The sequence below is a fragment of the Microcoleus sp. Pol7_B2 genome (assembly GCF_036701035.1).
Lineage (GTDB): Bacteria > Cyanobacteriota > Cyanobacteriia > Cyanobacteriales > Microcoleaceae > Microcoleus.
Window position 1 is genome coordinate 1 of record NZ_JAUBQB010000015.1, and the last position, 25,439, is coordinate 25,439.

Consider the following 25,439-nt stretch of genomic DNA (forward strand, 5'->3'; position numbering starts at 1 on the left):
CGGGACTTAGCAGTTGCAGTGCTGCAAGAGCGGCTTGGTGACGCTACGACAAATCCGGATGCCGATTTGGGGGTTCGTCTGAGCCGTGCGATTTTTATGTAACGTGAGTTCGGGATAAGAAAGGGACAAGCAAGTAAGTTAAAAGTCATCAAACCAAAGCTTTAAGCTGCTGTGCATCTAATTTGACAGTCAATTTTTCTACAATTCTTGTGGAACGGGCATCCTGCCCGTTTCTTTATTCAATTTAGATGCGTAGCAGCTTACAGGTCGTCCCATGATTAGTTTAGAAGAAGAATTTTGCAGGATTGTACAATAACTTGCAAGTATCGTTATATCGTGCCCTATGCTGAAGTCCTTATAATCAAACTTAAACAGTGAGATACAAAAATTTTTAGGCCGAGCCATGAAAGAAATACACGATATTAGGGCTGCTTTAGAGCAAGTAAAAGACACCACGAAAAAGCTAGCCTTGGCAACTTTAGTTAAAGTGGAAGGTTCAACTTATCGCCGTCCTGGTGCGCGAATGTTGATGAGTGCAGATGGCTTGATAGTAGGTGCAATTAGCGGTGGATGTTTGGAAAGTGATGTATTTGAGAAAGCACAGCAGGTAATGAACACTGGTAGTCCTTGTGTGGTTAAGTATGACTCCACCTCCGAGGAAGATTTAATTTGGGGATTGGGGCTTGGCTGTCAAGGCATTGCTTATGTTTTGATTGAATCGTTGCCAGTAAACGAGCCGAACCAAATTAGTTTTGTCCACAAATGCCTTGATGCTCGGTTTGAGAGCGCTATTGCAACTGTATTTAATATAGAGGGTGAAAGCAAATCTCAAATAGGCGATCGCTTGCTAATAAATTCAGATATCATCAACCACATCAGCGATGAGGAATTAGCAGCAGCGGTTTTAAGGGATACACAAGCAGCACTTCAACAGAAAACCTCGGTAGGGAAACAATATCAGTTAACAGGCGGGAAAGTTGAAGTTTTTATTCAAGTCATTCAGCCGCCGCTGTCGCTGGTAATTTTGGGTGCTGGGTATGACGTTCTTCCCGTTGTTCGCTTTGGCAAACAGTTAGGATGGCATATTACTGTAGTCGATCACCGCCAACGGGAAGCAAGCCGAAAGCGTTTTCAAGAAGCCGATCGAGTTAAATTTTGTTCTCCTCAGGATGTATTAAAAAAAATCGATCTAGATGAGCGTACTGTTGCTGTAGTTATGACTCATAATTATTTAGACGACCTGGAATTGCTGAGAGTGTTATTGCCTTCTGGCTTAAAATACTTAGGTGTACTTGGCCCTAAGAAAAGAACAGCCCGATTATTGCAAGAACTACAACAAGAAGGAGTTATCCCCACTCCACAACAGCAACAAAATTTATATAGTCCGGTGGGACTCGACATTGGGGCAGATAATTCCGAAGAGATTGCTCTAGCGATTATCGCTGAAATTCAAGCAGTAACAGCAAAGCATCAAGGTGGTTTTTTAAGAAATCGCACTGTACCAATTCATGCTTCAATCAATAGTCACTTATCAAAAATTTAATGGCTAATACGAGTGTGTTCTTAATAATCAAAAATTCAAAACTTGGGTATGGTATTTAAAATTGGTCTAATTATTCTCGCTGCTGGAGCTGCAACCCGCATGGGAAGACCAAAACAATTGCTTTCTTATCAAGGACGCAGCCTGATACTCCATGCGGTTGAAGTTGCCTTAGCTTCTATGAGCCAACCTATCATAGTAGTCCTGGGAGCTTATGCAGAACAAATTAAACCGGAACTAATGCCAAAGGCCGTGCAAGTTGTAGAGAACTCCCAATGGCAAGAGGGAATGTCTTCTTCTATTCGCGCTGGTATTAGTATGCTACTGAAAACTAACTCTAAACTTGATGCAGTTATCATCTCACTTGCAGATCAGCCGCTAGTTTCTACCCAGATTTTCAATCAATTGATTCAGTCTTATCAAGAAACGCAAAAAGTAATTATTGCCTCAAAGTATAACGAAACTACAGGCGTGCCTGCCCTGTTTAGCAATGCCTTATTTCCAGAACTGATGCAGCTTGAAGGAGATAAAGGTGCAAAAGCGTTAATACAAAAATATATAGATACAGGATTGATTCTGCTAATACCAGAAGCGGCGATTGATATTGATACCCCGGACGATTACAAGCAGTTGCTATTAAAGAATTTTAAAGAGTGAATAAATTATGAAAACTAACGATCGCCAAATTTACCAACAAGTAATTTTGACACACGCCAGAAAACCGCAAAACAAAGGAAAAACTGACCCAGTACACCGTCAACACCGAGGAGAAAATCCCTTTTGCGGTGATGTGGTGGATTTAACGCTGCTACTAGATGAAGCAGAAAGTAAAATTGCAGATATTAAATTTGAAGGTGCAGGTTGTGCTTTGTGCCTTGCTTCTGCTGACTTAATGGCGATCGCTATCAAAGGTAAAACTATTTCACAGGTGCTTTTAATGGTAGAAGAGTTCCGCGAGATGGTAGCGGGAAATACTCAGTTTGAGCCTCCGTTGGAGAAACTCAATATCATGCAAGGTGTTTCCCGATATCCGATGCGGGTTAAGTGTGCAACTTTGGCTTGGCATACCCTCAAAGCGGCGCTGAGTTCGGTTGAAACTAGGAATGAACAGGTATAGCCAGCATCCAGCAGAGGCACATCCAATGGACTCATATCAATTCCGGTTCATCGGAATTATTGTTGACTGTTGACTGTTGACTGTTGACTGTTGACCCTTCGACGAAGCGAGCGGGCAAAGCTGTTGGCTGTTGATTGTTGACTGTTGGCTGTTGACTGTTGGCTGTTGACTAATGACTAATGACTGTTCACTGTTAACGGGGGGGTCGAAAAACTGAATGATAGTTGAGTATTGACTGTTGATTCGATTTTACAATTCCTCAGCTAGCGGAGTTGATATCACGTTGATCGCTTTTACATTGGCACCCCTTTGTGGGGAGAAATCGCCCGCCTCAACCGTGACTGAACCGACAAGTGTGGGTCGAGATCGAGGCTAAGGCTAAGGTACGGTTGCGCTTTGGACTCTTCAACAATTTGGCTGACAATCGGCAGTTCGATCGTAGCAAGCAGAGAATGTATCAGGTCGTACAGAAGCGAGATCGCGCTGCTCAGAAGCATTTCTTTGCTGCCCTCAGCAATGACACAAATGGCAGGGATAGAGACACTATTAACGCATTCCGAAGGTGAGGAGGAGGGATTGAAGTGCAATCCTTTGAGCGGCTCAATTGTCCCATCATGACGAATCGCCTGTGCAATAGGCTATTCGTCAGTTCGTCTCTGTGGACTTGTGCTCTGTCTGCCTCGCGAAGAGCCTGCTGGTCGTTCATTAACGACCTAGCGGACTTTTCACTCGTTTTGGCAGCGTTAATTTCTAAGTTTGCAGGATTGTACAACAATCTTAGACGATCGTTCTATTGCTTGCCCTTGAGGATTCTTAGAATGAGGCTAAAGCAATGAAAAACGATTCCGGCGAATTGTAAGCGTCTGGATTTCTCTTCAAGAGAAAACTCAAATTTGTTTGGTTAAGCTTTCTCACGATCGCACCAGAAGCATCCTCCAATACACGGCAGGCATCGGTCGCTGTGGGAAAGCTTTGCATGACTAAGCACAAACATGGAGGAACAGAAATGAAACGGCTCACGATGCGTGTTATAGCATTTTCCTTATTGGCTTTGGGGTTCGCGCAGGCAGGTCGTACACAAGTCTCATCTGGCGATCGCCCACAGACCGTAGAAATCACGCGGAACGGTTCGCAGCTTTCCACTGAAGGATCTGCCGAATATTTCACGGGTTCTGTACGCATCAATCCTCTTTTTCCGGTGCACGATCCATCACGCGCATCTGGCGCAAGTGTCACCTTCGAGCCAGGTGCCCGAACCGCATGGCACACCCATCCCTTGGGGCAGACCCTGATTGTGACGGCTGGAGTTGGCTGGGTTCAGCAGTGGGGTGGTCAAATTCAGGAGATTAGACCTGGTGATGTCGTCTGGATTCCACCAAGTGTGAAACACTGGCACGGAGCTACAGCAACTACAGCCATGACTCATATTGCCATTCACGAGGCGCTCAACGGTAGCCCTGTGGACTGGATGGAACAGGTCAGCGACGAGCAATATAAAGCAAGATCCTAATGCTTTTGAGAAGGTTCTCCACCAAGGGGAAAAACTGCCACAAGAGCATCGTGATTGGGGTTCTCGCTTTAGCAATGTCCCTGAGTTCCTCAGCCTGCCGTGCCGATAACAGGATGCCTAGCAGCGCCCCGTCAGAAATGCCAACTGAACTATCAACCGAGCAGCCAAACAGGATGAAGATAAACATCAAGGTCGGAAACAAAGTCATTACAGCTACGTTGATTGACAGCAAAACCACTCAGGATTTTATTTCCCTGTTGCCATTAACGCTGACGCTGGAAGACCAGGCGAACACCGAAAAAATTAGTAATTTGCCAAGACGATTATCTACAAAAGATGCCCCTCCAGGCAGTGATCCTGCGGTTGGAGATATTGCTTATTACGCTCCCTGGGGGAATTTGGCGATGTATTACAACGATTTTGGATACTCAAACGGACTGGTTATTCTCGGAAAAATTGACGGTGACATCGAGACATTGAATGTGCCTGGTTCTGTAGAAGTGACGATCGAGCTGCAATCGCAATAAAGAGGGTACGGAAATGAAACGGCTTGCGACGACTATCGAACCAAAGCGAACCTGCTAGATAAACCCATACTTATCGAGAAGTCAATGAAACACCGCATTCTAATACCAACCCTCTTGATGAGTGCAATCTGCACAGCGGCGACATTTGCACTCGACAAAACACACGTCTCGCGAAATAACCCCCAAGCACTCGCGCAGCAGTCCGCTGTAGTCGAGGGGGCGGACAACTTCTATAAGAGCAACCAGGTGACTATGCAGAGAGTTACGTTCAAAAACCAATACAACATACAAGTTGTCGGGAATCTATTCATTCCCAAAGCCTTAGATCAGAACGCCAAGAATTCAGCAATCATTGTCGGACACCCAATGGGCGCAGTCAAAGAACAGAGCGCAAATCTATATGCCCAAAAGCTGGCTGAGCAGGGATTCGTCACCTTGTCCCTCGATTTGTCCTTCTGGGGCGAGAGTGAGGGGCAGCCCCGCAACGTTGTTTCGCCCGATATTTATGCCGAGGATTTCAGTGCTGCGGTCGATTTTCTGGGTACCCGGCCATTCGTTGACAGGGAACGAATTGGCGGTCTTGGGATTTGTGGCAGCGGCAGCTTCGTCATCAGCGCCGCCAAGATTGACCCGCGCATGAAAGCTATTGCGACGGTCAGTATGTATGACATGGGTGCGGCTAATCGCAACGGGCTGAGGCATTCCACGACCCTCGAACAGAGGAAGCAAGCGATCGCAGCGGCGGCCCAGCAACGCTATGCGGAGTTCACGGGCGGCGAAACCCAATACACAAGCGGAACCGTGCATGAACTGAATGAAAACTCCACCGCGATTGAGCGTGAGTTTTATGACTTCTACCGCACTCCGAGGGGCGAATACACCCCCGAAGGTTCGTCGCCGCAACTGACAACGCATCCGACGCTGACCGGCAACGTCAAATTCCTGAACTTCTACCCGTTCAATGACATTGAGACGATTTCGCCCCGTCCCATGCTGTTCATCACAGGTGACAGCGCGCATTCGAGGGAGTTCAGCGAAGACGCCTATCAGCGGGCAGCCGAGCCAAAGGAACTCTACATTGTTCCGAACGCAGGACATGTCGATTTGTACGACCGGGTGAACCTCATCCCATGGGACAAGCTTGCGTCCTTTTTCAATCAGCACCTCAGTCGGTAAGCAGATTCTGACTTTTAACTCAAAGACAGGAGTTCAAACAATGCAAACGCGCAAACTTGGAAATAGCAATTTAGAAGTCTCGGCGGTCGGGCTGGGCTGTATGGGTATGAGCTTTTCCTATGGTCCAGCAGCAGACAAACAGGAGATGATCTCACTGATTCGGTCAGCCGTCGATCGGGGGATCACATTCTTTGATACCGCAGAAGTTTACGGTCCGTTCACCAATGAAGAGCTGGTGGGCGAAGCGCTCGCCCCTTTCCGCAACCAAGTCGCGATCGCCACTAAGTTTGGGTTCAAACCTGCTTCTAACGGCGAATCGAGGTGGAGTGAGTTGGACAGCCGGCCCGAACATATCAAAGAAGTTGTGGAGGGTTCACTCAAGCGACTCAAGGTTGAGGCGATCGACCTGCTCTATCAGCACCGAGTTGATCCAAACGTGCCGATCGAAGATGTGGCGGGAGCGGTAAAGGAACTGATCGAGGACGGCAAGGTGAAGCACTTTGGACTGTCTGAAGCAAGTGCACAAACGATTCGTCGTGCTCATGCCGTTCAACCCGTGACGGCGCTGCAAAGTGAATACTCGCTGTGGTGGAGGGAGCCTGAAGCCCAGATCTTACCGACCCTCGAAGCACTCGGAATTGGCTTCGTTCCATTTAGCCCGTTGGGAAAGGGCTTCCTCACCGGCAAGATCACCGAAAACACGACGCTCGATCAGTCCGACTTCCGCAACACCATCCCTCGCTTTGCGCCAGAAGCTCGGAAAGCGAATCAAGCGCTGGTTGATTTGCTTAGTACGATCGGGCAACGGCATCAGGCGACCCCGGCTCAGATCGCGCTTGCCTGGCTACTGGCTCAGAAACCCTGGATCGTACCGATTCCAGGCACCACAAAGCTGCATCGCCTAGAGGAAAACATTGAGGCAGTCTCGGTCGAACTCACGCCCGACGATCTACACGACATTAATGATGCTGCCTCAAGGATTGAGGTACAAGGGGCAAGATACCCCGAAAAGATGGAGCAATTGATCGATCGCTAAGGAGGGAAAATAGCTGTTCTTCACACTTCAACATTTACCTCATACAAGGCATTTTCATTCAATATATTTGCCTCATCTCGATCATTCTCGGACTGGTTATGATCGCTGATAAGCTGCGAGTGGCTTACCCGATCGTGCTTGTATTGGGTGGACTCGCGCTGAGTTTCATCGCTCCGTTTTCAACTATCACCATCAATCCGGAACTGGTTTTCCTGATTTTTCTTCCACCCCTACTCTATGAAGCAGCATGGCAAGTCTCGTGGAAAGAATTCTGGAAATGGCGAGGGCTCATCATCGGGTTTGCGTTTCCGATCGTCATCTTAACGTCATGCGTGATTGCCTTTGTCTCCAGTGCGTTGATTCCCGGTTTTACGTTAGCGCTGGGCTTTCTTTTGGGTGGTATTATCTCACCGCCTGATGCCGTTTCCGCAACGACGATCATGCGGCGGGTCAATGTGCCGAAATCGCTGATGAGCATTGTCGAAGGCGAAAGCCTGCTCAACGATGCCTCGTCGCTGATTGTGTTTCGCTTTGCATTGGCGGCAGTTCTCACTCGTCAGTTTCAATTTCAAGAGGCAGCCGTCAACTTCGTTCTCGTTATTCTAATGGGAATTCTGATCGGACTGGTTGTCGGGTTGATTTTCTACGGCATTCATCGTTTGTTGCCCACAACGTCTAGCATCGAAATCGTTTTATCCCTGGTCACGCCCTACTGCATGTATTATTTTGCCGAACACTTTCATGTTTCGGGCGTGCTAGCGGTCGTCAGCGGTGGGCTTCTGTTATCCAGCAAGCGCAATAGTCTGCTGAGTTATCGGAGCCGGGTTGAAGGCTTAAATGTCTGGACGAATTTGGTTTTTGTCTTGAACGGGTTGATTTTTTTGCTCATCGGACTCGAATTGCCGTTTGTCATCCGGCAGCTTGGAAACATTAGTTTAGGTAGTGCCGTTTGGTACGGATTGATCATCGCTTTCGTGCTGATTGTAACCAGGCTGCTTTGCACATTAGGAACTTCTGTTCTGATGAGATTCATGAGCCGTTTTATCACGGTGTCAGACCCAAATCCGGGATGGAGAGGTCCGCTGATTTTCGGCTGGGCAGGAATGCGCGGTGTGGTATCGCTGGCATCTGCACTTTCTGTCCCGCTCCTGACTCAAACAGGACAGCCGTTTCCCTATCGTGACCTTATTCTCTTTATCACGTTGATCGTCATTCTCATCACCCTGGTGTTTCAAGGATTAACGCTTCCCTGGCTGATCCGCAAAGTCAACCTCAAGGATAGATTCACTCTTATCCCTGAACAAAAGCAGGAAATCATCATTCAAAAGAAATTAGCGCTAGCTTCACTTCGATTTTTAGAAGAAAAATACAGCGGAGAGCGGGCACGAAACGAACACCTGGATAATTTGTTCTCGAAGCTCGACATCGATCTAAAGTTTTTTGATCGCCAACTCGAAGAATCGAATTTCGTCTGGCAAAACTCATTAAAAAGCTATCAATCCATCTACCTGGAAGTGCTGGAGCAACGACGAAATCTATTGAACAAAATGAATCGCCATGCCGAGTTTGACGAAGAGTTGATCAGGAAGTATCTCTTGTTGATCGATGTGGAAGAATTCAAAGTTCGGGAAATCGGTTTACAGGAATCCGACGCTGAGTAAGGAGAAATGATGAGCAACAACACCAAAGAAAAAGCCGTTATCACGGGCGCAACCAGCGGGTTAGGTGTGAAAAATTAAAGGAGTAAAAAATGACAACGAACGAGAATGGAAGCTACATAGGAAAGGTTGCGTTTGTGACCGGAGCAGCGAGCGGGAGCGGTCGAGCTACGGCGCTGGCGTTTGCCCGTGAAGGTGCCAGCGTGGTGGTTGCTGACATCTCAGAACAGGGCAATCAAGAAACGGCACGCACGATCGAAGAACTGGGTGGTCGGGCGATCGCCGTCAAGTGCGATGTGACGCGAACAGAGGACGTGAAGGCGGCTCTGGACAAGACCGTTGAGGCTTTCGGGCGGCTGGACTTTGCCTTCAACAACGCGGGCATCGAGCCGAGGAATGCGGCTCCGACCGCGGAGTACGAGGAGGAGGAGTGGAACCGGATCATCGACATCAACCTGCGCGGCGTTTTCCTGTGTATGAAGCACGAGATCCCGCTGATCCTTAAACAGGGTGGTGGCGCGATCGTCAATACCTCATCGGGGGCAGGAATCATCGGCATCAAGGGCAGCCCCGCATACACTGCCGCGAAACATCGCGTAATTGGTCTCACCAAGGCGGCAGCCCTAGACTACGCCGCCCAGAATATCCGCGTCAATGCCGTCTGTCCCGGCTACATCGACACCCCGATGATGGGTCGCTTCACTGGCGGCACGGACGAAGGGCGAGCGCAGGTAATTGCGGAGGAGCCGATTGGAAGGATGGGCAAGCCTGAGGAGATCGCTGCGGCAGTTGTTTGGCTGTGTTCGGACGCGGCTGCCTTCATGGTTGGACACGCTATGGTCATCGACGGTGGACAAACGGTGCAGTAATCGTCGCCAACCTAATCAAACCTTAACCGCACGACAAAAAAAAAGCACGATCGCCATCGCCACTGCCGTTAACGGCGATGACTCATATCGCCCTGCAGGCGGTAGGCGACATTAGCGACGAACAGTACCATATACCAAACGTAAACAGCTAGGAGCATTGATTCATGTACAACACGAAAGCTTATTCCGCAGCCAGTGCAACATCACCGCTAGCCTCCGACACGATCGCACGGCGCGATCCAACCGAACACGACGTACAGATCGAAATCCTCTTCTGCGGCATCTGTCACTCTGACGTACATTCAGTGCGTGACGAGTGGAGCGATTTCATGTCCACGACCTACCCGATCGTTCCCGGTCATGAGATCGTCGGACGGGTCACTCAAGTTGGTTCTGCAGTGACGAAGTACAAGCCCGGCGATCTAGCGGGAGTCGGCTGTATGGTCGATTCGGATAGTACCTGTCCCCATTGCAAAGCTGGCTTTGAGCAGTTTTGCCAAAATGCGATCTTAACCTACAACTCCCCAGACAAGCACAAGACTGCTCCAGTCACCTATGGTGGCTATTCCGATAGCATTGTTGTTGATGAACGCTTCGTGCTGCGCGTTCCCCCAAACCTCGATTTGGCTGGAGTTGCGCCACTCCTGTGTGCAGGCATTACCACGTATTCGCCACTCCGTCATTGGGGAGTCACAGAGGGTAAGAAAGTAGGTGTGGTCGGTCTGGGCGGATTGGGGCACATGGGCGTGAAGCTTGCTCATGCAATGGGAGCACACGTCGTTGCCTTTACCACGTCCCCCGACAAGAAAGAAGACGCACTCCGCCTAGGTGCCGATGAAGTTGTTGTTTCCCGCAATGCTGACGAGATGCAAAAGCACGCTGGTAGCTTCGATTTTATCCTCGATACCGTCGCCGCCAAGCACGACATTAATGCTTATCTCAACCTGCTCCGCCTCGACGGTAACATCACCCTGGTTGGTGCGCCTGAAAAGCCCTTGGAGGTCGCAGCATTCAGCCTGATTATGGGTCGCCGCAGTCTTTCTGGCTCTATGATCGGCGGCATCGCGGAAACCCAAGAGATGCTCGACTTTTGCGGTGAACATAACATCACTGCCGATGTCGAAGTCATCCCGATCCAGAAAGTCAACGAAGCCTACGAAAGACTGCTCAAGTCCGATGTGAAGTACCGCTTTGTAATTGATATGGCATCTCTGAAATCTGAATAACTCAGGCCGTCCCTAGAAGGCAGGGCTGTTTCATTCTCTTGTAGGGGCAAACCCTCGTGGTTGCCCCGATCGCTGAAATGCCCAATTTATCGTGTCTGGGCCTGGGCGGGCACTCTTAGCATAGCCCCTACAAAATCCTGGTTTTTCTGAGAATGAAACAGCCGTGCCCCAAAGCGGGGAAGTTCCGCCTAAAGAACAAAGCAAAAAATACCGCAGACGGAGTACCTTGGGCGTTGGCGCAAGATGGAGAGCAGTGGGTGAATTATGTGGATAAATATTCTGAATTTATACAATAGTTAATGAATTTAACTCGTAATAAACCTCGCTTTTATCAAAAGGGTATACAGGCTGCAACCCTTATTTAACCTTGTTTCTAGACCTCTTTCTCACGCTTCCAGACCCCTGATAACACAGAAAAATGAGAGGAAACATGATATTTTAGTAGTTAAAAAGGGATGTCATCATCATCTTCCTCTTCCACATTCTTCGCCGTCATCCGCCAACTCGTAATATACTCAATTTGCACATCAATTTTGTTAATCGCTTCCCCTAACCGCTTTTGGATGTATTGAGTCAGCGTCACCATAAAATCTAACTCAACTCCCACAGATAGCGCAAGTTTTGCCAATTTAGCAAAATCCACCTTCAAAATCGAGGAACTGGACAACTTAAAATGGGGAGTATTTTCCTGATTTTGCACCAACATTGCTTTTTTAATGCGCTCTTTCAGATGCTCAACTTCAGAATCCCGCAACTTCCATTCAGGCCAAATTTCTTTGTACCTTTCCCCCAATACTGTTAAATCCTCACTCTCCGGTTCCGGCACAATTTTCTTAGTAGATTTTCGCCGCTGCTGTACATTAGAATTCAACCGCCAACTAGCAATTTCCTCAACTTCCAAAGATGGATCAGTGACGAGTTGTCCTAACTGTTTTTGAATTTCTTTCGTCAGCGTTACCGGAAAATTTAACTCAATTCCCTCAGTTTGCGTCAGTCTTGCCAGGGTGAGAAAATCTACTTTCATAGCTATCGAACTGGAAAGCTCAAAATAAGAACTGTCTTTGAGCTTTTGGGCCAGCATCCCTGCTTTAATGCGTTCTTTCACTTCAGCGATTTCTGAATCTAGCGGCTTCCACTGAGATTCTATTTCCTGATATTTTTCGCCCAATGCTGTCAAGTTTTCCGTTGCGGGTTCGGGGTAACATTGGGCAAGGATATCTACCAGGCGGCGATGAACTCCAGCTAAATAAACCGCGTCCATGTTGGCATATTCTAGCTGCTTCTCGGTCAGGGGACGCTTGCCCCAATCGCCGCTTTGTTCTGTTTTATCTACATAAGCAATGCCACAAAGTGTTTCTATTAAAGTTTTGAGTTGTCGATTAGGTAATGGCAGAATGTAAGTGGGAATCTTTCTCGCCATTTTTAATGTGCAAGTGACATTTTGAGCGTCGTCGTTGCCCAGAAATCTGATGTCATAGCTGGCGTTGTGCAAAACTTTTTCAATATCTGGATTGACCATGATTTGGTTGATGAAATCTTTTGCCAATTCTGGTTGATCCAAGACATCTAGTAGAAAAGTGGCATCTCCCGTCGCATCTGTGGAGTCAGCTAACACCTGAATCAGAGATAATCTGGGGTTTGATTTATAGTCTGCTATTTCTGTATCCACCCACAGGATTTTAGCTTGGGCAAATTTAGTAATGAGTGCTTTGATGTCGTTTGCTGCGGTTAAATAAGGCATTTTTACAGATTTTTGCTATTAACTTTTTGATTCTCTTATGCTATAGCAATTATTAGCTCGATTGTCAACGATTCAAGCGTCGGGCATGGCATTGCCGTGTCCTGGAGACACGCAAACCTCAGAAACCCGGTTTCTTCCTATATTTCTCATTGCTGTTGGCAAAACTCGTAGAAACCGGGTTTCTAGCCTCCCGTTAAAAAAAGAATGCAGTCGATCGCACTATTGAGGATTCCCGCGAACTTCCTCTAAAAACCAGTTGCCTACTTCTGTATTGTCCGTCTGGCGACTGCGGCGCAAACCTTCCTCTAATAAAGCAACTTTTAGCCCCGGCAAAACTTGAGATTCCGTCAGCCGTTCGCTTCCCCGGTTAGCAATTATTTTGAAAGCAATAACTTGCGCTTTTTGTACGTCTACTACCCAATATTCAGACACTCCTAATTCTTCATAAATCATTCTTTTTGTCCCCAAATCGTCCACGAGAGAACTGTCGGCAATTTCAATTGCTAAATCTGGGGAAACTGCGCTATCTAAATTCACTACTGAACTGCCGCGAGGTGCCGTTTGTACCCGGTCTCCGATGTAGTAAGAAGCATCAGGTTGAGCGCCTCTGACACCTGTTTTGGCGTAGCTACAGTTGACCAGCAGTCTCATTTTTATACCTTTAGCAATGCCAAATAAATTGATTAAGATGACGATAATTCCCTTGTCATCAGCATGATCAGCCCCGACTGCTGCCATTTCAATCCTCAACTGTCCGTTGTAGTAGTAGCATTTTGCTCGAGCGTACTCCGGCTGTTTAATAATTTCTATATATTCATCCCAAGTCCCTGTAACCCAGGTATCAGTTAGTAGTTTGGTTTGGAGTTGACTCATCATTACCTCACCGGAAAATTTATTTGAGTTTTGACTAAATACTTTTGACGATAGATGGTTGATTTTTCACTTGTCACTATGTATGATTGTAGACGAGGGAAGATTATTTTCAATAAATTCCTGTCTTATTTTTATAAGAGGTAAATACAATGAGTGCTAAAGAATTATTACTCCAAGAAATGGAAAATATTCCAGAATTCATATTAGAAGAGGTTTGGGATTTTCTGCTATTTCTCAAAAACAAATATCAAAAAGACCAGCTAGAAAATAGCCTCCTAAGTGAATCTTCCCTGCAAAAAGACTGGTTGACAGCGGAGGAGGATGAAGCATGGCAACATTTGTAAAAGGTGATGTGGTTGTGGTTCCCTTCCCATTTTCAGATTTAACGCAAGCCAAGCGCAGACCAGCTTTAATTCTAGCCACTTTAGAGGGAAAGGATCTAATTCTTTGTCAGATTACTAGCCAGATTATTAGCGATCGTTATGCTATTGCCCTTCAAAGTAGCGACTTTAGTGAGGGGGGACTCAACCAAAATAGCAACATTAGACCTAATCGCTTGTTTACAACAGACCGAGGCATCATACTATATAAAGCGGGTCAGGTTAAACTTGAGAAGTTGAATGAGGCGCTCGCTAAGATAGTCGAGATACTTCAGCGGTAATTCTGTACATTTAAGCAGTAAGGTACGCGCTGCGTACCTTACAAACTATTAACCTAGGACTATTCTGCCACTTCCTCAGATTCGGATTCTTCGGCCGATTCTTCACCAGCAGGTGGCACTAAAGCCACAGCTACGATCGAATCATCCTCGTCCAACCGCTGCACCCGCACACCCGTTGCTGTGCGCGATTGAGTAGAAATTGCACTCACAGCCTGACGGATAATAATACCTCGGTTGGTAATGATCATCAACTCGTCATCTTCGTTGACAATTCGCAGCGCAGCTACGTAATCTTTAGCCTTTTTAGACTTGAATTTAGTAGCCGTCAATCCCTTGCCAGCCCGTCTTTGTAGGCGGAATTGAGAAACTGGAACCCGCTTGCCATAGCCGTTGGTGGTGATTACCAACACCGAAGGAACGTCGCTGCTACTTTTGGTAATTCCTTCGGCTTCTTCGCCTTCAATTTCCTCGGATTGCAGTTCTAATTCTTCATCTTCCAATTCCGAATCTTCAGTTTCTATGTCAGTAATTTCTGCTACTTCAAATTCCGAATCTTCAGTTTCTAACTGAGCAATATTAGCTCCCTCGAATTCCGAATCTTCAGTTTCCAATTCAGCAATTTCGGCAACAATTGAACTGGGCAATATGTCCATGCTGATCAACTCATCGCCCGATCGCAATTTCATCGATTTTACACCCCGCGTCGCGCGACCGACAGGGCGCAACTGTTCGTGATTAGTGCGGAAATGAATTGCCATCCCTTGGCGCGTGCCGATGATGATGCTGTCGCCCACTTTTGCTCTCCGCACCCAGCGCAGTTGGTCGCCTTCTTCTAGAGAAATCGCGATTAATCCGTTAGTGCGGATGTTGCCAAAAGCCGAAAGTGCGGTTTTCTTGATGTAGCCGCCGCGAGTCAGCATGACCAAGTATTCTTCGCTGGTGAATTCTGTGACTGACACCATAGAAGTGATTTTTTCTTCTATAGGTATCGGCAGCAGTTGCACCACGGGAGTGCCGCGGGCAGTCCGGGAACAGACGGGGATTTGATAAGCTTTGACAGAGTAAACTACACCTCTGTCGCTGAAGAACAAAACGCTATCGTGATCGCAGCAGGAAAGGAAATGTTCTACTCCGTCGTCTTCTTTCATTTTCGCGCCTGCTTTGCCGCGAGTAGCGCGACTTTGGGCCTCGAAAGTGCTGACAGGCATCCGCTTGATGTAGCCTTGCTCTGTGATCAGAATAATTGCTTGTTCGTTAGCAATTAAATCTCTTTCATCGATTTCTCCTTCGGCGTGCTCGATGACGCTGCGTCTAGGAGTGGCGATTTTTGTTTGGATTTCGACTGCTTCAACTTCGGCGATTTCTAAGATGCGTTCCCGGCGCGCTAAGATATCTTCCAAATCTTCGATTTTAGCTCGCAGTTCTTCGTGTTCTTGCTGAATTTTTTGCGCTTCTAATGCTGTCAAACGCCGGAGCTGCATTTGCAGAATTGCGTCGGATTGCTGTTCAGAAAGACCGTAATTATCCATCAATTCTTGTTTCGCGGCGGCGGAGTCGGCAGCAGCGCGAATTAGGTGAATAATTGCATCTAAGTTTTCTAAAGCAATTAATAAGCCTTGCAGAAGGTGATCGCGTTCTTCTGCTTTGCGGAGTTCGTATTGAGTCCGGCGAGTAATTGTCTCAATGCGGAAGTCTAGGAAGACATTGAGGAATTGGGAGAGCGTAAGTAATTGGGGTTCCCCATTTACTAGCGCTAACATATTGGCTCCAAAGTTGGCTTGGAGTGGTGTTTGTTTGTAGAGGTTGTTGAGGACGACGCGGGGATAGGCGTCGCGCTTGAGTTCGATCACGATGCGCATTCCGTCTCTGTCGCTTTCGTCGCGAATGTCGGAAATTCCATCTAATCTTTTGTCGTTGACAAGTTCGGCAATTTTCTCAATTAGGGCTGCCTTGTTTGTTTGGTAAGGCAATTCGGTGATAATAATTGCTTCTTTGTCGGGGCGGCCCGGATGTTCAATGGTTTCAATGCCGGCGACTCCGCGCATTGTAATCGAACCGCGACCGGTGGTGTAAGCATCGCGAATGCCGCTTCTGCCCAGAATTTGCCCTCCGGTGGGAAAGTCCGGGCCGGGGATGTACTGCATCAATTCCAGGTCGGTAATTGCTGGATTGTGGATTAGTGCTACTAAACCGTCAATTATTTCGCCTAAATTGTGTGGCGGAATGTTGGTTGCCATCCCTACAGCAATCCCGGAGGAACCGTTGAGCAAAATTTGGGGGATGCGTGCCGGGAGTACGAGGGGTTCTTGCTGTGAACCGTCGAAGTTGTCGCCGAAATCAACTGTTTCGGAGTCGATGTCGCGCAGCATGGAGTCGCTCGTCAAAGCTGTGAGGCGACATTCGGTGTACCGCATGGCAGCGGGCGGGTCGTTGTCAACGGAGCCGAAGTTGCCGTGGCCGTTGATCAGGCGTTCCCGCATAGAGAAATCCTGAGCCATCCGCACCAGGGCGTCGTAAACCGCTGTATCTCCGTGCGGGTGATACTTGCCCAGCACCTCCCCCACGACGCGGGCGCATTTGCGGAAAGGTCGATCGGGAGTCAAGCCCAATTCGTTCATGGCGTAGAGAATGCGTCGGTGAACGGGCTTGAGACCGTCCCTGGCATCTGGTAGCGCCCGACCGACTATTACGCTCATGGCGTATTCCAAGTACGATCGGGACATCTCATTACCCAGATCCGTCGGGATTATCCGCGACTCAGAGGTGCTCATAGGTTGAAAAACTCCGTTAAAAATTTAAATTTGACCGCTATAAATCTCAAAAATGCGATAAAATCGGTTTGGATTCAGTAGAGCTGCCAAATATTGCCAATTACTCCTGAAATTATATCACAATTTGCCTTGGACTTTATGGGAAAGTTGCCAGAAAAATTAAGGGACGAAACAAGCACAATTGATAATTTGTCAGTTGGTAATTTTGTCAGCAGTTGGCAAAAGCTAAAAAGGTTTTTTTAGGCTGAAGGGTTTCATGCTTTCGTGAGTTTTTTTGACGCTCCTCTAAGAAATTAAAATGGTTACTCGATAGCAATTTTAATTTCACACAGCCGAAGGCCGAATTGAAACAAACAGAAAATCTAAAATCTCAAATATTAACTCTAAAATCTGCTGATGCTACCCGTCATCTACTCCCAAGATTTCTTGCTGCACAAGACTGGAATGCTTCACCCAGAGCGACCAGAACGTTTAACGGCGATCGTCAACGCTCTGAAAGCTGCTCCTTGGGCAGCTCAAATTGAGTGGCAACTGCCCACCCCAGTGCCGCAGCGCGAACAACAACTGTTCTCGGCTATCAAAAAAGTTCACTCGCAAAGATACATCAAAGAAGTCGAACATTTGGCTCATCGGGGAGGCGGCTACCTCGACGGTGATACGCCGATTTCTGCTGAAAGTTACGATGTAGCGCTGCTAGCGGCGAGTGCTTGGCTCGATGGGGTCGATCGAGTGGTGGCTGCGGGGGAACCGGCTTTTGTGCTGGCCAGGCCACCGGGACACCACGCCGAAAACGCCCGCGCGATGGGTTTTTGCTTGTTTTCCAATGCTGCGATCGCTGCTCACTACGCCCTGGAACAGCCGGGAATCAACCACGTCGCTGTCCTCGACTGGGACGTGCACCACGGCAACGGCACTCAATCTTTGGTGGAAAACTGCCGGCAAATTGCCTACTGTTCCCTGCATCAATCTCCGTGCTATCCGGGAACAGGAGATGCCGAGGAGCGCGGTGCTTACGACAACGTGCTGAACATTCCCCTGTATCCGGGCGGTGGCAGAGCTGAATACCTGAGCGCCTTTGAATCTCTTGTCGTGCCTTTTTTGTCCAAATTTGAACCGGATTTGTTGATTGTCAGCGCTGGTTATGACGCTACTGCGTCCGATCCGCTGGCGAGCATGACTCTGATGCCATCAGATTTCGGTACTTTCACCGGATACTGTCTGCAACTCACCCGCCGCATAGCTTTTGGTTTGGAGGGGGGTTACGCGCTGAAAGAGTTGGCCGAGTCGGTTGTGGCGACTATTGACCGATGCCTCAATTAGCTGGAAAATTGGCATAGGGGAAAATGATGTTGAGAAGCGGTGAGGACGGGATGGAGAGTTTTTGAGGGCGATCGGCGAAGCTGAGATTTGGCGATCGCGCTTGATAGCCTTTTTCCCTCTGACTTCTGACTTCAGTGACAAGCATCACAATTTTAAGAGATCCAAGTCACTTGGCATCAAAGTCCTGGTCACAGATTTTTAACCAAAAAATCACACCGTGTCAATGTGTTCGATCGCCTTTGAAGTCACTCCCAGAGTGCATAATACAAATACAACAAGCCTGTTAAAATTTTATCTGTCTCAATCAACTAGGAGGTTTATCATGTCAGTATCCCAAATGACACTCGAAGAGTTATTTGGTCAGGTCATGTTCTCCAGCGTCGTGACTCGCCACGACCGGAGACAGCTCAGATCTGCACTCTTAGAAAGAACACTGAACGAAGATGAGTATGCCATCATCAACCGACTGCTGTACAACGTGCGCCGCGGTTGGGTAAAAATTGTCGATTAAAGACGTGGCAGGCACTCCCTTTAGGGGAGTTAATACCATTTTCGATTTGCGATTTTCGATTAAATAATTGGTAATGACTGATAACTATCGGGGTTGAAAGCACGGGCATACGGTTACATTTGTTGGGGAACTCATTACAAGTATAACTTGCCACTTCGGGAAGTTTTTTGTGTTTAATAATGGGCTCGAAAGTGTGATGTGTTTGACCAGTGTGTTAATTATCAGAATCTCGCTACACATCAGCCTATAGGTAGAGATAATTATAAAATAACAGGTTTCGGGTGCATCTCTACTTGTTGAACAATTGTGAGTTTTGAGTTACTAACTGAAAAGTTATAATTAACTCAAAACTCATAATTTTTTGGATTTGAGAGGGGAGATTGGAGAGTGGGAAAACTGATGAATATAGCCTTTCTCAGTAACATGAGGTGCACGCTTGATAAGCGGGCATAGGCCTCCGTGGGCATAGGCCTCAGTGGGCATAGGGCATACCTCACTTTATTGAGAAATGCTATATCAGGGTTGAAAACCGCTCTAAAGTGAATATTTTTTAAACTGATATTAAGAATCAAAACTATAAGCAGTTTCCGGTTGAGGAGGAGTGTGCGATCGTTACCAGCACAGCCAGTCGCATTAGTTGATCGACCATTCCGGCAATTTGAGCCCGGAAGTGTCAAAATATTAACAACCAGTTCATCCCCAAAATATATGGCTCCCGCCGTTTTAATTGAAAATCTTCAGAAACGCTACGGCACTGTAGAAGCCGTTAAAGATGTTTCCTTCAAGGTAGAACCGGGGGAAATATTTGGTTTGCTAGGCCCCAACGGTGCAGGCAAAACCACAACCCTGCGGGTACTTTGTACTTTGAGTGCGCCCGATAGCGGACGCATTGAAGTGTCTGGCATTTCTGCTGTCAGCCAGCCGAGAATTGCCAGACAAAAACTCGGCTACGTCGCCCAAGAAGTTGCTCTCGATAAGGTGCTGACGGGGCGGGAACTCCTGCAACTGCAAGCAGCGCTTTACCATTTGCCGCGCAATACGATTAAAGGGCGGATTGACGAAATGGTGAAACTCCTCGGTTTGGAGGAGTGGCAAAATAAAAAGACGGGTACTTATTCCGGCGGTATCCGCAAACGCCTCGACTTAGCTGCTGGGCTGCTGCACCAGCCTGATGTTTTGGTGTTAGACGAACCGACTGTCGGGCTGGATATTGAAAGCCGGGTGGTAGTGTGGGATTTCCTGCGCCGCTTGCGGGAAGAAGGTACGACGGTTTTGATTACGAGTCACTATCTCGAAGAAGTTGACGCTTTGGCCGATCGCGTGGCGATTATTGACAAGGGTACGGTAATTGCTGAGGGCACGCCGGAGGAGTTGAAAAATCGGGTTGGGGGCGATCGGGTGACTCTGCGGATTCGGGAGTTTTCGCCGATGGAAGAAGCCGAAAAAGCTAAAACTCTGATGCAATCTCTGCCTTTTGTGCAGGAAGTAATTGTCAATACCGCTCAAGGAAATTCTCTCAATTTAGTAGTAACACCGCAAAGCGATGCGCTGGTGACTATTCAGCAAGCTTTAAAAGATGCGGGATTGCCTACTTTTGGGATTGCTCAATCTCGGCCGAGTTTGGATGATGTGTATTTGGCTGCGACTGGTAAGACGCTGTTGGATGCGGAGTTGGCTGCTGCTAGCAACCGCGATTTGAAGGCGGAGCAAAAACAGGCGATGCGATCGTAAATTATACCCACTGGTGGAAAGCGGCATCTGTAGGGACACGGCACTGCCGTGTCCTTGTAATACGGTAAATTTTCATTATCAGAGCAACCCTTCACGAAGATCGCAACACTCTCGTTCAGGATGACAATTATAGGACTTACGCAAAGCCTCTATATATACCGTTTTGTAGTGGCAATCCCTCGTGGTCGCCCCCGTCTGTTGTGATGTTGCATCCAGGATTGTTTTATATAACATACTGCCCAAATGGCATAAGAGTTTATTTTTCAATTATTATCGAGTTTCATAGCTGTGACTCTCTTTCAGAATTTTTTTTTACAACGAACTTCCCGGACAAGTTCACAAATTTCATCGATTGTCATCGGATTAAGATCGAGTGCTAATGAGTCTTTACGTCGCCGCAACTCATCCCAATCAAAACCTGCTTTTAGCTTCTGAAAAACAGTGCTATCTGCTGTAAGAGTAACTGTATATCTATCCCCGGGCTTCAGTTGACTTTCAATCTCAACCGGAATTTATAACTTACTGTCGGGATTCAAATAAACAGTAAGTAATATTAAATTTGCCAATAAATTATTGCAGGTGTTGAAAAATAAATTTTTCACAGTTTTCGGCAAAGATTCCATGATTTTGACCGAAGTAGTGATCGCACTTGATGACATCAATTTCTCCTCAAATATCGTTAAGAGTTCCGAAACTAAATTAATATGTAGCGTTTACCTATTTTACTACAATTTTCTCCTTTCATTCCAGCTACTAGATGAACAGCAATAGCAGCAGCTACCCCGCCCTCTCAACTCCAAATAGCCTATAATCAAAGCATCCTGCCAAAATCGCTTTCAACATATTTCCCGTAAACATAATCACAACAGTCAAAATCAACAACAAGCAATTATGAGCGGTACTGTTACATCCCCCAACAACCTCAACCAGCAGCGGCCACTCTCCACGGCATCCGCTGACACTTCCAGTTCCCTGCTGGGCGACTTCATCCAAGAAACACTCGCCTTAACCAAGCGCCTGTTTATTCAATTGCAGCGCCGCCCCTCGACGCTAGTTGCAGGCATTATTCAGCCGCTGATGTGGTTGGTTTTGTTCGGAGCTCTGTTTGAAAATGCTCCCGCAGGCTTGTTCGGCGAAAGCCAGAATTACGGGCAATTTCTCGGCGCTGGTGTAATCGTTTTTACTGCCTTTGCAGGGGCGTTGAATGCCGGTTTGCCGATTATGTTCGATCGCGAGTTCGGATTTCTCAACCGCTTGTTAGTCGCGCCGTTGGCTTCCCGATTTTCGATCGTCCTAGCTTCGGCTATTTTTATCGTCACCCTCAGCTTTATCCAAACCGGCACGATCGTTACAGCGGGGGCGTTTTTGGGCGCGGGATTCCCCGGAATTGCCGGACTGGGGGCGATCGCCCTGATTGTCCTACTATTAGTTTTGGGTGTCACCGGCTTGAGTCTGGGTTTAGCCTTCGCTCTCCCCGGTCACGTAGAATTAATTGCGGTAATTTTTGTTACTAACTTGCCTCTGTTATTTGCCAGCACAGCCCTCGCGCCGCTGTCATTTATGCCAGAGTGGCTGCAAGTTGTGGTGACTCTCAATCCTCTGAGTTACGCGATCGAACCCATCCGCCATTTGTACCTGCACAGCGATTGGTCGCTAGCAAGTGTCGTGATGCAAGCTCCTTGGGGTAATGTTACCTTTGGAGGAGCGCTATTAGTGCTGCTGGCGTTTGATTTGCTGGCGCTGCTGAGCATTCAACCGCTGCTGCGACGCAGGTTTGCTTAGGGCGATCGCGGCAAATCTGCGGGCGATCGTTTCACCTGCACCGTCAATTCTAGGACACGGCAATGCCCTATATCGTGTCAACTTAACTTCAAACCTACTCAGAGACTGCTGTTTGGCGATTAGGCCCTGATCCCCCCTAACCCCCCTTAAAAAGGGGGGGACAAGAAGTGGTCAAAGTCCCCCTTCTTAAGGGGGATTTAGGGGGATCAGGTCTCCGATCAAAGCGAGATTTTTCACTGCTTCCAGGCTGGTTGTGGAAACGAGGAAGAGCAATGCCGTGCCCTTAGCCCCAGCGAAGTAATATAATATTTATTCGCAAGTCAGAATATTGTTTAGATAGAATTGTTTTTTTGAAAGTTCAACAAATAAATTATGAACACCAAAACTTCCAAATCCGGCAAATTAATGATGGGGATTGCTGCAAGCGCGATCGCATCCTGTGCTCTGTTATCGCCTCAAGCAAGCTTCGCTCAAGCCAGCGGTTTAACTAATGCCCAACCGCTGCGAGACTTTCAAACTCAAGACAATACCGACCCATTTTCCGGCCGCAGCAGCGGCAGCGGAATATTTGATTTAATTCACCGATCCAATTTGGGAGGCGGCCGCAGCATGGAAGAATTTAATAGCGAACAGCGCAAAAATTTAAACGATGCGGCCGCAGAATTTCGCAACAAACAACGCCTACTACTGGAAAAGCAAGCTGTACCTTCAGAAGGGGCGATCGCACCAGCAGAAATTACCGCCCCCGTCCCTTAAATTGACAAGTTTTGTTGGCAGTAAGGACTTTTTTAGGTTCGTAGTTGCGCTTCAGCGCCGGCCGGCGCTAAAGCGCAACTACAAACCTTTTTTCAATTTGCTACTTGCGTGAGTTATAACATCATTTCGCCCTTAATCCCGTTCCAACCACGCCCGCATTTTACCCGGATTCAGCAAACCGTAAGGATCGACCAACTCTTTAAACTGCAACTGTTCCACATTAATAGTTTTCATCCCTCCATCTTCCAATATATAAGTGTGAGGATTAGCAATCAGTGCGCCTTGCTCTTCGTGATAGCGAATAATTTCATTGAGCCGTGATTCCGTAGTGTAGCGAACTATTTGCAAAGCTGCGGCGATCGCCCTGCCATTCATCCGCAAAAACTCCAAGTGCATCATCACCTCATCCCCATAATAATTGTACAGTTTCTCAATTAACTTCAAACCTTTATCTGGGGGAAAAAGCGTCTGTAAATAAGTCAGAGACTGGTCAGCGCTGCGAGCGTGCAGAGTGGTATGATTCCAAGTAAATTCAGCAATTGCTGCACCTTTGCTCGCTGCTTGGGCGTTTTTTTGATAGCAAATTGTGCCGCCATATTCGCGTACCAAATCTTGCAGCGGTTCCAGACAAGATTCAGCTACCATTAACAAAGCGCAGTGCTTACCTTCAGGAATTGCATCGCGGAAAGCAGCAAAATAAGCAGAAATCGGCCAAGCACAAACACAAATTAGTTTTTTGATAATTCCGTCAGCATCGCCCAAAGCTTGACCGAAGTTAGCCGATGTCATAAAATCGTCAAAAGCGACGATGATTTCCGCCCAAGCATAAGCAGGGGCGAGGGGAATTTCTAACTCAGTAATAATCCCATTTGTGCCGTAAGCATGATTGACTTTTTGCACTTCATCGCCGCGCAATTCGATGACGCGGGGCTCGTCTTCCATTGTAACGACTCGAACGGCATGAAGATTTCCCCGATCGCGCAATTGCCCGTAAGTTATCGAACCAATTCCCCCGCTACCGCCGCCGATAAATCCCCCAATCGTTGCGGTGCGATAGGTTGAAGGAACCATCCGCAATTCCCAACCAGTTTCTCGCGCTTGTTTGTCGAAAACCGACATTTTCACCCCCGGTTCTACGCAAGCTAAACCCGGTTTTATCCAGCGAATACTGTTCATTTTGCTGGTATCTAAAATGACGCCGCCCTTGAGGGGAATGCACTGCCCGTAATTGCCCGTTCCTGCACCTCTAACAGTTAGCGGAATTTTGGATTTGACGCAGGCTGCAGCAATCCGTAAAACTTCGGCTTCGCTGGCGGGACGAACTACTAAATCTCCTGTTTTATCACTTAAGAGAGGTTGCAAAACTGGACTGAAGTGATAATAGTCTTGAGATAGCTTGACAACTTGCGCGCGATCGCTAATTATTTCAATTCCCGATAGTTCCGAAGAAAAAGCATCCCAGTCAATACTTTGAATCGCAGTTGCAGTCATTTTGTTTCCTTTATGCTCGCAGTATTATATCAAATCCGTTAGCATCGGAATTATTCATCTCTCTGTTCTCTTCCTCTGCGTTCTCTGCCTACTCTGCGGTTTAATCATTCCAATGCAACCGGAATTCATATTATATATTTTCTCAAGCAGAACTTAGTAACATAAAATACTAATTGCAATCTTTCTTTAAGCAGTAAGGTGCGCGGTTCGGCGCACCCTACATATAGAAGTTCGGCCTCCAAGACTGCTTTTCTCAATTAACAAATCCCCCAAACACCGCCATACCGTAGTATTTCCAAGGCACTGCAACAGTGTCAAATCTAGCTTTTACCAGCATTTCCAAATGTGCCGAAAGTGTAGCTAGGCGATCGGGATTAGAATACCCGTAAGAGACACTCTTTCCCACATTTGCGCGAATTTGTGCTAAGGTTTCCCCCTGATTTTGCGCCCAATCTTCTCGCGCCACTTGATAAATATCTTTCATTGCTGCTGATTCTGCTAAAAGAGGATCGGCATTCCAAAAACAGCCACCAGCCTTTAAACTTTCGCGAATGCGTTGAAACAATTTCAACTTCATCTCATCCTCAAGATGATGAATTGCCAGAGATGAAATGCAAGCATTGAATTGATCGCCCAAGCCTGAAAAATTTGGATTGTTCGCCCATTCTCCAAAATCCATTTCTATCCCAGTCCACCGGGCTGCGTATCCTGCCGACTCTATTTTGGCGCGGGCAAAATCAAGCATTCGCCGCGAGTAATCGACAGCAACTATTTCTGCAGATGGGTAGCGTTTGAGAACTTTTAAAGTGAGTTCCCCGGTACCGCAGCCGAGTTCTAAAATGCGGTGGTTTGTGTTAGCAATGCAGCCTGCTAATACATCCAGCATTTCGTCATACTTAGGTAAAAGTCGCCGAATGCCGGTATCAAAATCAGCAGTATTGACGAAAACTTCTCCCGGAAAAATTTCCTTGTTAGTAGGTGAGACAGTAGAGTCAGAATTCACGATCGCCAACCATAGACTACAATTGCTATCCTAACCGAGATCAAGCAAAAATTGCGTGAAGTAGGGACACGGCACTGCCGTGTCCTTAACCGATCATCTGTACTTCACTCAACAGAAAATCACTATAAAGTTATGCGTAT

General features: G+C 47.3%; 25 protein-coding genes. 17 read left to right on the plus strand and 8 right to left on the minus strand.

Going from position 1 to position 25,439, the window contains the following annotated elements:
* The first annotated feature begins 403 nt into the window (after nt 1-403).
* From QUA57_RS08420 to sufU, 3 genes are read left to right on the plus strand one after another with little or no spacing between them, the layout of a single operon-like run.
* Nucleotides 404-1,543 (plus strand): XdhC family protein, encoded by a 1,140-nt coding sequence (locus QUA57_RS08420; protein ID WP_333060279.1) that lies wholly within the window; start codon nt 404-406, stop codon nt 1,541-1,543.
* A 48-nt stretch (nt 1,544-1,591) separates the two neighbouring features.
* Entirely contained in the window at nt 1,592-2,197 is a 606-nt protein-coding gene (locus tag QUA57_RS08425) for a nucleotidyltransferase family protein (protein ID WP_333060280.1), read from the plus strand.
* A gap of 7 nt (nt 2,198-2,204) precedes the next feature.
* Nucleotides 2,205-2,657, plus strand: a complete 453-nt coding sequence (gene sufU, locus QUA57_RS08430; protein WP_333060281.1) for a Fe-S cluster assembly sulfur transfer protein SufU — start codon at nt 2,205-2,207, stop codon at nt 2,655-2,657.
* Between the two features lie 293 nt (nt 2,658-2,950).
* Here the strand turns inward: sufU and QUA57_RS08435 are convergent, their stop codons facing one another.
* Both QUA57_RS08435 and QUA57_RS08440 read right to left on the minus strand, forming a co-directional pair.
* Nucleotides 2,951-3,244, minus strand: coding sequence for an AraC family transcriptional regulator (locus tag QUA57_RS08435; RefSeq protein ID WP_333060282.1), 294 nt, complete (start codon nt 3,242-3,244; stop codon nt 2,951-2,953).
* A gap of 226 nt (nt 3,245-3,470) precedes the next feature.
* On the minus strand, nt 3,471-3,839 hold the full coding sequence (locus QUA57_RS08440) for a hypothetical protein (RefSeq protein ID WP_333060363.1): 369 nt from the start codon (nt 3,837-3,839) through the stop codon (nt 3,471-3,473).
* Between QUA57_RS08440 and QUA57_RS08445 the strand changes: the two genes are divergently transcribed.
* The 7 genes from QUA57_RS08445 (at nt 3,772) to QUA57_RS08475 (ending at nt 10,659) form a co-directional block, all read left to right on the plus strand.
* Complete coding sequence (locus QUA57_RS08445) at nt 3,772-4,167, plus strand: (R)-mandelonitrile lyase (RefSeq protein WP_445304464.1); 396 nt, start codon at nt 3,772-3,774, stop codon at nt 4,165-4,167. The two genes, QUA57_RS08440 and QUA57_RS08445, sit on opposite strands and share 68 nt — an antisense overlap.
* Entirely contained in the window at nt 4,167-4,694 is a 528-nt protein-coding gene (locus QUA57_RS08450; protein ID WP_333251042.1) for a cyclophilin-like fold protein, read from the plus strand. Before QUA57_RS08445 ends, QUA57_RS08450 begins: the two co-directional genes overlap by 1 nt.
* 84 nt (nt 4,695-4,778) lie before the next feature.
* Nucleotides 4,779-5,870 (plus strand): alpha/beta hydrolase, encoded by a 1,092-nt coding sequence (locus QUA57_RS08455; RefSeq protein ID WP_333060284.1) that lies wholly within the window; start codon nt 4,779-4,781, stop codon nt 5,868-5,870.
* Nucleotides 5,871-5,910: 40 nt separating this feature from the next.
* Nucleotides 5,911-6,906: an aldo/keto reductase gene (locus QUA57_RS08460; protein ID WP_333060285.1), complete on the plus strand. Its 996-nt coding sequence runs from the start codon at nt 5,911-5,913 to the stop codon at nt 6,904-6,906.
* A 65-nt stretch (nt 6,907-6,971) separates the two neighbouring features.
* Entirely contained in the window at nt 6,972-8,567 is a 1,596-nt protein-coding gene (locus QUA57_RS08465; RefSeq protein ID WP_333060362.1) for a Na+/H+ antiporter, read from the plus strand.
* A gap of 89 nt (nt 8,568-8,656) precedes the next feature.
* Nucleotides 8,657-9,433, plus strand: coding sequence for an SDR family oxidoreductase (locus QUA57_RS08470; protein WP_333060286.1), 777 nt, complete (start codon nt 8,657-8,659; stop codon nt 9,431-9,433).
* 164 nt (nt 9,434-9,597) lie between these two features.
* Nucleotides 9,598-10,659 (plus strand): NAD(P)-dependent alcohol dehydrogenase, encoded by a 1,062-nt coding sequence (locus tag QUA57_RS08475; RefSeq protein ID WP_333060287.1) that lies wholly within the window; start codon nt 9,598-9,600, stop codon nt 10,657-10,659.
* A 445-nt stretch (nt 10,660-11,104) separates the two neighbouring features.
* Here QUA57_RS08475 and QUA57_RS08480 read toward each other — a convergent pair whose 3' ends face one another.
* A complete protein-coding gene (locus tag QUA57_RS08480) occupies nt 11,105-12,400 on the minus strand; it encodes a ribonuclease D (RefSeq protein WP_333060288.1) in 1,296 nt (431 codons plus the stop codon).
* 219 nt (nt 12,401-12,619) lie between these two features.
* Nucleotides 12,620-13,276: a Uma2 family endonuclease gene (locus QUA57_RS08485; RefSeq protein ID WP_333251045.1), complete on the minus strand. Its 657-nt coding sequence runs from the start codon at nt 13,274-13,276 to the stop codon at nt 12,620-12,622.
* A gap of 146 nt (nt 13,277-13,422) precedes the next feature.
* Between QUA57_RS08485 and QUA57_RS08490 the strand changes: the two genes are divergently transcribed.
* Complete coding sequence (locus QUA57_RS08490; protein ID WP_333060290.1) at nt 13,423-13,617, plus strand: hypothetical protein; 195 nt, start codon at nt 13,423-13,425, stop codon at nt 13,615-13,617.
* A complete protein-coding gene (locus tag QUA57_RS08495; RefSeq protein ID WP_333060291.1) occupies nt 13,602-13,934 on the plus strand; it encodes a type II toxin-antitoxin system PemK/MazF family toxin in 333 nt (110 codons plus the stop codon). The genes QUA57_RS08490 and QUA57_RS08495 overlap by 16 nt, the downstream gene beginning before the upstream one ends.
* Nucleotides 13,935-13,993: 59 nt before the next feature.
* Here QUA57_RS08495 and gyrA read toward each other — a convergent pair whose 3' ends face one another.
* The gene (gene gyrA / locus QUA57_RS08500; RefSeq protein ID WP_333060292.1) at nt 13,994-16,705 is read right to left on the minus strand and encodes a DNA gyrase subunit A; all 2,712 of its coding nucleotides are present in this window, start codon (nt 16,703-16,705) and stop codon (nt 13,994-13,996) included.
* Between the two features lie 396 nt (nt 16,706-17,101).
* On the opposite strand from gyrA, the gene QUA57_RS08505 reads away from it, so the two are divergent.
* Entirely contained in the window at nt 17,102-18,025 is a 924-nt protein-coding gene (locus tag QUA57_RS08505; RefSeq protein ID WP_333060293.1) for a histone deacetylase, read from the plus strand.
* Here QUA57_RS08505 and QUA57_RS08510 read toward each other — a convergent pair.
* Complete coding sequence (locus QUA57_RS08510) at nt 18,018-18,170, minus strand: hypothetical protein (protein ID WP_333060294.1); 153 nt, start codon at nt 18,168-18,170, stop codon at nt 18,018-18,020. The two genes, QUA57_RS08505 and QUA57_RS08510, sit on opposite strands and share 8 nt — an antisense overlap.
* 177 nt (nt 18,171-18,347) lie before the next feature.
* On the opposite strand from QUA57_RS08510, the gene QUA57_RS08515 reads away from it, so the two are divergent.
* From QUA57_RS08515 to QUA57_RS08530, 4 genes are all read left to right on the plus strand, one after another.
* Nucleotides 18,348-18,536 (plus strand): hypothetical protein, encoded by a 189-nt coding sequence (locus QUA57_RS08515; protein ID WP_015175516.1) that lies wholly within the window; start codon nt 18,348-18,350, stop codon nt 18,534-18,536.
* Between the two features lie 708 nt (nt 18,537-19,244).
* A complete protein-coding gene (locus QUA57_RS08520; RefSeq protein ID WP_333060295.1) occupies nt 19,245-20,267 on the plus strand; it encodes an ATP-binding cassette domain-containing protein in 1,023 nt (340 codons plus the stop codon).
* Between the two features lie 891 nt (nt 20,268-21,158).
* Entirely contained in the window at nt 21,159-22,049 is an 891-nt protein-coding gene (locus QUA57_RS08525) for an ABC transporter permease (RefSeq protein ID WP_333060296.1), read from the plus strand.
* A gap of 372 nt (nt 22,050-22,421) precedes the next feature.
* Nucleotides 22,422-22,805 carry a hypothetical protein gene (locus tag QUA57_RS08530; RefSeq protein WP_333060297.1) on the plus strand — a complete coding sequence of 128 codons (384 nt, stop codon included), beginning with the start codon at nt 22,422-22,424 and terminating at the stop codon, nt 22,803-22,805.
* 132 nt (nt 22,806-22,937) lie between these two features.
* On the opposite strand, the gene QUA57_RS08535 is transcribed toward QUA57_RS08530, so the two are convergent.
* Nucleotides 22,938-24,296: an FAD-binding oxidoreductase gene (locus tag QUA57_RS08535; RefSeq protein ID WP_333060298.1), complete on the minus strand. Its 1,359-nt coding sequence runs from the start codon at nt 24,294-24,296 to the stop codon at nt 22,938-22,940.
* Nucleotides 24,297-24,549: 253 nt separating this feature from the next.
* On the minus strand, nt 24,550-25,299 hold the full coding sequence (locus QUA57_RS08540) for a methyltransferase domain-containing protein (protein WP_333060299.1): 750 nt from the start codon (nt 25,297-25,299) through the stop codon (nt 24,550-24,552).
* Nucleotides 25,300-25,439 lie beyond the last annotated feature (140 nt).

What these genes read in the sequence shown, in the direction of transcription:
- QUA57_RS08470 (WP_333060286.1), top strand. Translation starts at nt 8,657, where the DNA reads ATGACAACGAACGAGAATGGAAGCTACATAGGAAAGGTTGCGTTTGTG.
- QUA57_RS08485 (WP_333251045.1), bottom strand. Translation starts at nt 13,276, where the DNA reads ATGATGAGTCAACTCCAAACCAAACTACTAACTGATACCTGGGTTACA.
- QUA57_RS08495 (WP_333060291.1), top strand. Translation starts at nt 13,602, where the DNA reads ATGGCAACATTTGTAAAAGGTGATGTGGTTGTGGTTCCCTTCCCATTT.
- QUA57_RS08490 (WP_333060290.1), top strand. Translation starts at nt 13,423, where the DNA reads ATGAGTGCTAAAGAATTATTACTCCAAGAAATGGAAAATATTCCAGAA.
- QUA57_RS08425 (WP_333060280.1), top strand. Translation starts at nt 1,592, where the DNA reads ATGGTATTTAAAATTGGTCTAATTATTCTCGCTGCTGGAGCTGCAACC.
- QUA57_RS08450 (WP_333251042.1), top strand. Translation starts at nt 4,167, where the DNA reads ATGCTTTTGAGAAGGTTCTCCACCAAGGGGAAAAACTGCCACAAGAGC.
- gyrA (WP_333060292.1), bottom strand. Translation starts at nt 16,705, where the DNA reads ATGAGCACCTCTGAGTCGCGGATAATCCCGACGGATCTGGGTAATGAG.
- QUA57_RS08420 (WP_333060279.1), top strand. Translation starts at nt 404, where the DNA reads ATGAAAGAAATACACGATATTAGGGCTGCTTTAGAGCAAGTAAAAGAC.
- QUA57_RS08535 (WP_333060298.1), bottom strand. Translation starts at nt 24,296, where the DNA reads ATGACTGCAACTGCGATTCAAAGTATTGACTGGGATGCTTTTTCTTCG.
- QUA57_RS08510 (WP_333060294.1), bottom strand. Translation starts at nt 18,170, where the DNA reads ATGCTTGTCACTGAAGTCAGAAGTCAGAGGGAAAAAGGCTATCAAGCG.
- QUA57_RS08530 (WP_333060297.1), top strand. Translation starts at nt 22,422, where the DNA reads ATGAACACCAAAACTTCCAAATCCGGCAAATTAATGATGGGGATTGCT.
- QUA57_RS08525 (WP_333060296.1), top strand. Translation starts at nt 21,159, where the DNA reads ATGAGCGGTACTGTTACATCCCCCAACAACCTCAACCAGCAGCGGCCA.
- QUA57_RS08475 (WP_333060287.1), top strand. Translation starts at nt 9,598, where the DNA reads ATGTACAACACGAAAGCTTATTCCGCAGCCAGTGCAACATCACCGCTA.
- QUA57_RS08460 (WP_333060285.1), top strand. Translation starts at nt 5,911, where the DNA reads ATGCAAACGCGCAAACTTGGAAATAGCAATTTAGAAGTCTCGGCGGTC.
- QUA57_RS08505 (WP_333060293.1), top strand. Translation starts at nt 17,102, where the DNA reads ATGCTACCCGTCATCTACTCCCAAGATTTCTTGCTGCACAAGACTGGA.
- QUA57_RS08440 (WP_333060363.1), bottom strand. Translation starts at nt 3,839, where the DNA reads ATGCGTACAGAACCCGTGAAATATTCGGCAGATCCTTCAGTGGAAAGC.
- QUA57_RS08520 (WP_333060295.1), top strand. Translation starts at nt 19,245, where the DNA reads ATGGCTCCCGCCGTTTTAATTGAAAATCTTCAGAAACGCTACGGCACT.
- sufU (WP_333060281.1), top strand. Translation starts at nt 2,205, where the DNA reads ATGAAAACTAACGATCGCCAAATTTACCAACAAGTAATTTTGACACAC.
- QUA57_RS08455 (WP_333060284.1), top strand. Translation starts at nt 4,779, where the DNA reads ATGAAACACCGCATTCTAATACCAACCCTCTTGATGAGTGCAATCTGC.
- QUA57_RS08515 (WP_015175516.1), top strand. Translation starts at nt 18,348, where the DNA reads ATGTCAGTATCCCAAATGACACTCGAAGAGTTATTTGGTCAGGTCATG.
- QUA57_RS08480 (WP_333060288.1), bottom strand. Translation starts at nt 12,400, where the DNA reads ATGCCTTATTTAACCGCAGCAAACGACATCAAAGCACTCATTACTAAA.